This window comes from Streptococcus suis YS161 (assembly GCF_002760245.1).
In the GTDB taxonomy this organism is placed as follows: domain Bacteria; phylum Bacillota; class Bacilli; order Lactobacillales; family Streptococcaceae; genus Streptococcus; species Streptococcus suis_I.
Map to the genome: position 1 here is coordinate 1 of NZ_ASCA01000022.1, position 4897 is coordinate 4897.

Here is a 4897-nt window from a genome sequence, read left to right on the forward strand (position 1 = left end):
GCCTTGGCAGCCACCAGCATAGCTGGTGGTTTTCTTGTTTTTCTCTACGAGAAAAACTGGCTCGAAGCCATAATTAAAGCTGTTGACCCAACTCCCAAAGCCATATAGACCGCCAAATAGACATTCAAAATCGTATTGGCAAGACCAACTGCCGTCACCGCTACCAGCCCTAGCTGGGCTATTAAGAGGGTATCCACAAAACCAACTAAGGTCTGAAAAATATTTTCCACCGTAGCAGGCAAGGCCAAACGAATAATTTCTTTTCCTAAACTTTCTTGCTTCATTTTCCTCTCCACGATTTTATTTAGAATAATTATAAATAAAAGCGAGCGAAAAAGCAAGAAAACAGACCACATGTGTAGTCTGTCAGTGAATATTTATTTCGCAGTCTTTCAGTTTACTTTTAGTACTAGGCAACGAGCTACAGGCTGTACTAAGGTACGGCAAAGCGAGTTAACGACGTAATAAAAGAAAAACTGAACGACTGTATTACGGATGCAAGCGGTGCAACATTCTCGGGAATGGAATGGCTTCACGAATGTGTTTTGTACCAGCGACGAAGGTTACCATACGCTCGATACCGATACCAAAACCACCGTGTGGCACTGAACCGTATTTACGAAGGTCAAGGTAAAATTCGTATTCTGACTTGTCCATGCCGAGCTCGTCCATCTTGGCTACCAAGGCATCGTAATTGTCCTCACGCATCGAACCACCGATAATTTCACCGTAGCCTTCTGGAGCAAGCAAGTCCGCACAGAGCACGCGCTCTGGATTGCCAGGAACTGGCTTCATGTAGAAGGCCTTGAAGCTTGCTGGATAGTTAACAACGAAAGTCGGTACACCAAAGTAGTTTGAAATCCAAGTTTCATGCGGTGATCCAAAGTCATCACCATGCTCGATGTGTTCGTAGTCTGTATCTTCATCAGCTTCATGCTCTTGAAGAAGGGTAATGGCATCATCATAAGCCACACGTTTAAATGGCTCCGCAATGTAGCGTTTGAGGGCATCCACATCACGCTCAAGAGTTTCCAAGGCTTGTGGAGCACGGTCGATAACCCCTTGAATCAAGGCTTTGACATAAGCTTCTTGCAAGTCAAGTGACTCTTCATGGCTGAGGAATGAATACTCGGCATCCATCATCCAGAACTCAGTCAAGTGACGGCGAGTTTTTGATTTTTCCGCACGGAAAACAGGACCGAAGTCGAAGACGCGACCAAGGGCCATGGCACCAGCCTCAAGATAAAGCTGACCTGATTGACTGAGGTAGGCAGGTTGACCAAAGTAGTCTGTTTCGAACAATTCTGTCGAATCTTCTGCCGCATTTCCAGACAAGATTGGGCTATCAAACTTGATAAAGCCATTCTTTTCAAAGAATTCATAAGTCGCATAGATGATGGCGTTACGGATTTGCTGGATAGCGACCTGTTTACGAGAACGCAACCAGAGATGACGGTTATCCATAAGGAAGTCCGTACCGTGTTCCTTTGGTGTGATTGGGTAATCTTGTGACTCACCGATCACTTCAAGGTCTGTCACATCTAGCTCATAACCAAACTTAGAACGCTCGTCTTCCTTGACAATCCCTGTCACATAGACAGACGTTTCTTGGCTGAGGCGTTTTGCTACATCAAACTTCTCAGTACCAGCTTCTTCACCGAATTTTTCGATGAAGTTCGGCTTGAAAGCAACTGCTTGGAAGAAGGCTGTTCCGTCACGCAACTGCAAGAAGGCCAATTTGCCCTTACCTGACTTGTTGGCAACCCAGGCACCAATGGTCACTTCTTGACCGACATAATCTTTTACTTGGTTGATGGTAATCAATTTTCTAGACATTATTTTTCCTCTTTTTATTTTTTCATAAATGTGTATAGTCGAGCCACTGCTTCTTTGAGCGTGTCCATATCTGTCGCATAGCTGAGGCGGATATTCTCAGGAGCTCCAAAACCAGCACCTGTCACCATTGCAACTCCTACTTCTTCCAAAATCGCTGTGGTAAATTCAGTTACATCTGTGTAGCCTTTCATTTCCATAGCTTTTTTAACATTCGGAAAGAGATAGAAGGCCCCTTCTGGCTTGATCACTTCAAAACCTGGCACTTCTGCCAGCAAGGGATAAATGGTATTAAGTCGCTCTTCAAAGGCCTGACGCATGGTTTCTACTGTATCTTGCGGACCTGTAAAGGCTTCAATGGCCGCATACTGAGCAGCGGTTGTTAAGTTTGACGTCGTTTGTCCGACAATCTTACTCATGGCTGCAATGATCTCAGGATTACCAACGGCAAATCCAACCCGCCAACCTGTCATGGCATAGGCCTTGGCCACCCCATTGACAACAATAGTCTGCTGGCGAATGCTTTCTGAAATGCTTGAAATCGGTGTAAAGGTATTTCCATTATAGACCAAACGACCGTAAATATCGTCTGCCAAGATGAGAATATCGTGCTCTACAGCCCAGTTTCCAATAGCTTCCAACTCCTCACGACTGTAAATCATACCTGTCGGATTGGACGGGCTGTTGAGTAGGAATACCTTGGTCTTATCCGTACGAGCCGCTTCCAGCTGATCAACCGTTACCTTGAAATTGTGCTCTTCACTTGCAGTGACAAAGACTGGCACCCCATCATTCATCTTGATTTGGTCTGCGTAGGATACCCAGTAAGGCGTTGGAATCAAGACCTCATCACCAGGATTGATGACTGCCGCAAAGAAGGCATAGAGGACAAACTTAGCACCTGTCGCAAGAACAACTTGATTGCGTTCGATAGAGTAGCCATAGAAATTCTCAAAGTAGGTATTGACTGCGTCCTTCAACTCAGGAAGACCTGAAGCTACCGTATAAAAACTCGCCTTACCATCTTCGATAGACTTAATAGCAGCTTCTTGGATATTCTTGGGTGTGACAAAGTCTGGCTCACCCAAGGTCAGCTCTAAAATATCACGTCCTTCCGCCTTCAAGGCTTTTGCACGCGCACCTGCTGCCAGAGTTACACTTTCTTCCATCTCTAAGACTCGTCTTGATAACTTGCTCATAAGCCCTCCTTCTTGATAAAATCTCCTGTTTCAAAATTTACTAAATAATAAGCTGTCCCAGATTTGACCTCCCAAATTGGTTTGTCATCCCTAAAACCTAGAATCACCCTATCAGCTACTGACGCACCATTCTCTGTAGCGACTGCCTGCGCTTCTTCCTTAGAAATACCATTCGCCATTGGATAAACGTACACAGTATTTGTCTCTTCAGGAATGATAACCGCAATCATTTCCCCCTGACTCGTCTTTCCTTGCACGCTAAAGTATGTTTCTGTCCCGTTGTAGATAGAGACATCATCAACAACCTCTATATCCGCATAGTCTCGAGCTACAGAAATAGCATGATTCTGTACATCAGAAAAAGGCTTAGCTGCAAGGTCCAAAATAACGAATATCGAAAAAGTCATGACACTTAGGAGTATAAAGGAACCAGCTATCAGCTGGCCCTTCTTCGTTGCCAATACTTCCAAAAGTTGAAAAATCTTTTTTTCCATAGTAGTCCTATTATACTACAAGTTAAAGCATATTTCCATTTTTTCCGTAATTGAATTGTGAATAAACTTTCATTCTCCTTCAGACAGAGAACGGATATAAGAACTGGGACCCACAGTTCAGCTTCTCTATGCTATAGAAAGTACTTTACCTATGAATATAGGATTTAACTTTTTTTGCTTGATAACCGAGCTATTTATTGCTAAAATATTCTCATGAGAACTGTTGAACAATCTTTAAACGAGAACAAGCATGCACTTCACAGTCTAGTCGTCTTTCGCAGAGCAGCTAATACTATCACAAAATCAGAATTAGAAACAATCAAAAAATACGGACTGACAGTTTGTCAGTTTGGAGTGATGGAGGCACTCTACAACAAAGGAAATCTGCGAATTCAAGACTTAATTGATAAATTATTAAGTACTTCTGGCAACATGACTGTCGTTATAAAAAACATGATTCGAGATGGTTATATCTACAAGACTATCGATACAAATGACCGTCGTGCTTCCTTGATTGCTCTCACTCCACTTGGACGCGAAACCATTGAAAAAATCCTTCCAGAGCATTATGATCACGTTGGAGAGATTTTTTCTGTCCTTAGTTCAGAAGAACAAGACCAATTAGCCGAGATACTTAAAAAATTCAAGAACCAGCAGACCTAGGATTGCCAACAAAAGACAAATACGATATACTAAATTTATGTTTTTATGAAAAGGAGGTCCATCATGGCAAACGTATTGTTTTTAGTTGGTTCACTACGTGACGGTTCTTTTAACCATCAAATGGCAAAAAAAGCTGAAGCATTCTTGGCTGATAAGGCTAAAGTATCTTACATTGATCTTGCAAAAATTCCCCTATTCAACCAAGACATCGAGACACCTATCCTTCCTGAAATCGCAGAGCTACGTGCACAAGTAGACGCTGCGGATGCTATCTGGATTTTCTCACCAATATATAACTATGCAATCCCAGGCATCGTAAAAAATGCTCTCGATTGGCTCAGTCGTTCGCTCGATTTATCCAATCCAAAAGGACCATCTATCCTACAAGATAAAATCACCACTGTCTCTGCAGTCGCAAACAGTGGTCACGACCACCTATTCAAAGACTTCCAACACCTTCTTCCATTTATCCGTACTCAGATTGCTGGTGAATTTACAGGTTCAACCATCAATCCAGAAGCATGGGGAACAGGTGTATTGGAGTTATCTGACGAAACTCTAGCAAAACTCAAGCAACAAGCAGCTGATCTGTTGGCAGCAATTCAATAATCAAAAAAACCAGAATTTCTGGTTTTTTTTTGATTATGGCTTCGAGCCAGTTTTTCTCGTAGAGAAAAACAAGAAAACCACCAGCTATGCTGGTGGCTG

The 4897-nt window shown here is 42.8% G+C and carries 5 protein-coding genes and 1 pseudogene; 2 read left to right on the forward strand and 4 right to left on the reverse strand.

All coding sequences use genetic code 11. The features are described 5' to 3' along the window. Positions 1–62: 62 nt before the first annotated feature. From SST111_RS03455 to SST111_RS03470, 4 genes and pseudogenes are all read right to left on the reverse strand, one after another. Positions 63–284 (reverse strand): annotated as a pseudogene (locus SST111_RS03455) (MATE family efflux transporter); the annotation flags it as partial. Positions 285–489: 205 nt separating this feature from the next. Further along, positions 490–1836: an asparagine--tRNA ligase gene (gene asnS, locus SST111_RS03460; RefSeq protein WP_002941729.1), complete on the reverse strand. Its 1347-nt coding sequence runs from the start codon at positions 1834–1836 to the stop codon at positions 490–492. A gap of 14 nt (positions 1837–1850) precedes the next feature. After that, entirely contained in the window at positions 1851–3032 is a 1182-nt protein-coding gene (locus SST111_RS03465) for a pyridoxal phosphate-dependent aminotransferase (RefSeq protein ID WP_002941730.1), read from the reverse strand. Further along, a complete protein-coding gene (locus SST111_RS03470) occupies positions 3029–3526 on the reverse strand; it encodes a cell wall elongation regulator TseB-like domain-containing protein (protein WP_002941731.1) in 498 nt (165 codons plus the stop codon). The genes SST111_RS03465 and SST111_RS03470 overlap by 4 nt, the downstream gene beginning before the upstream one ends. Before the next feature lie 213 nt (positions 3527–3739). On the opposite strand from SST111_RS03470, the gene SST111_RS03475 reads away from it, so the two are divergent. Together SST111_RS03475 and SST111_RS03480 are read left to right on the forward strand one after the other, a co-directional pair. Next, complete coding sequence (locus SST111_RS03475) at positions 3740–4189, forward strand: MarR family winged helix-turn-helix transcriptional regulator (protein WP_002938613.1); 450 nt, start codon at positions 3740–3742, stop codon at positions 4187–4189. A gap of 63 nt (positions 4190–4252) precedes the next feature. After that, positions 4253–4798 (forward strand): NADPH-dependent FMN reductase, encoded by a 546-nt coding sequence (locus SST111_RS03480; RefSeq protein ID WP_099810034.1) that lies wholly within the window; start codon positions 4253–4255, stop codon positions 4796–4798. Positions 4799–4897: the final 99 nt, after the last annotated feature.

Bases quoted from the DNA above. Each gene is read 5' to 3' on its own strand.
- asnS (WP_002941729.1), bottom strand. From the start codon at position 1,836: ATGTCTAGAAAATTGATTACCATCAACCAAGTAAAAGATTATGTCGGT.
- SST111_RS03465 (WP_002941730.1), bottom strand. From the start codon at position 3,032: ATGAGCAAGTTATCAAGACGAGTCTTAGAGATGGAAGAAAGTGTAACT.
- SST111_RS03470 (WP_002941731.1), bottom strand. From the start codon at position 3,526: ATGGAAAAAAAGATTTTTCAACTTTTGGAAGTATTGGCAACGAAGAAG.
- SST111_RS03475 (WP_002938613.1), top strand. From the start codon at position 3,740: ATGAGAACTGTTGAACAATCTTTAAACGAGAACAAGCATGCACTTCAC.
- SST111_RS03480 (WP_099810034.1), top strand. From the start codon at position 4,253: ATGGCAAACGTATTGTTTTTAGTTGGTTCACTACGTGACGGTTCTTTT.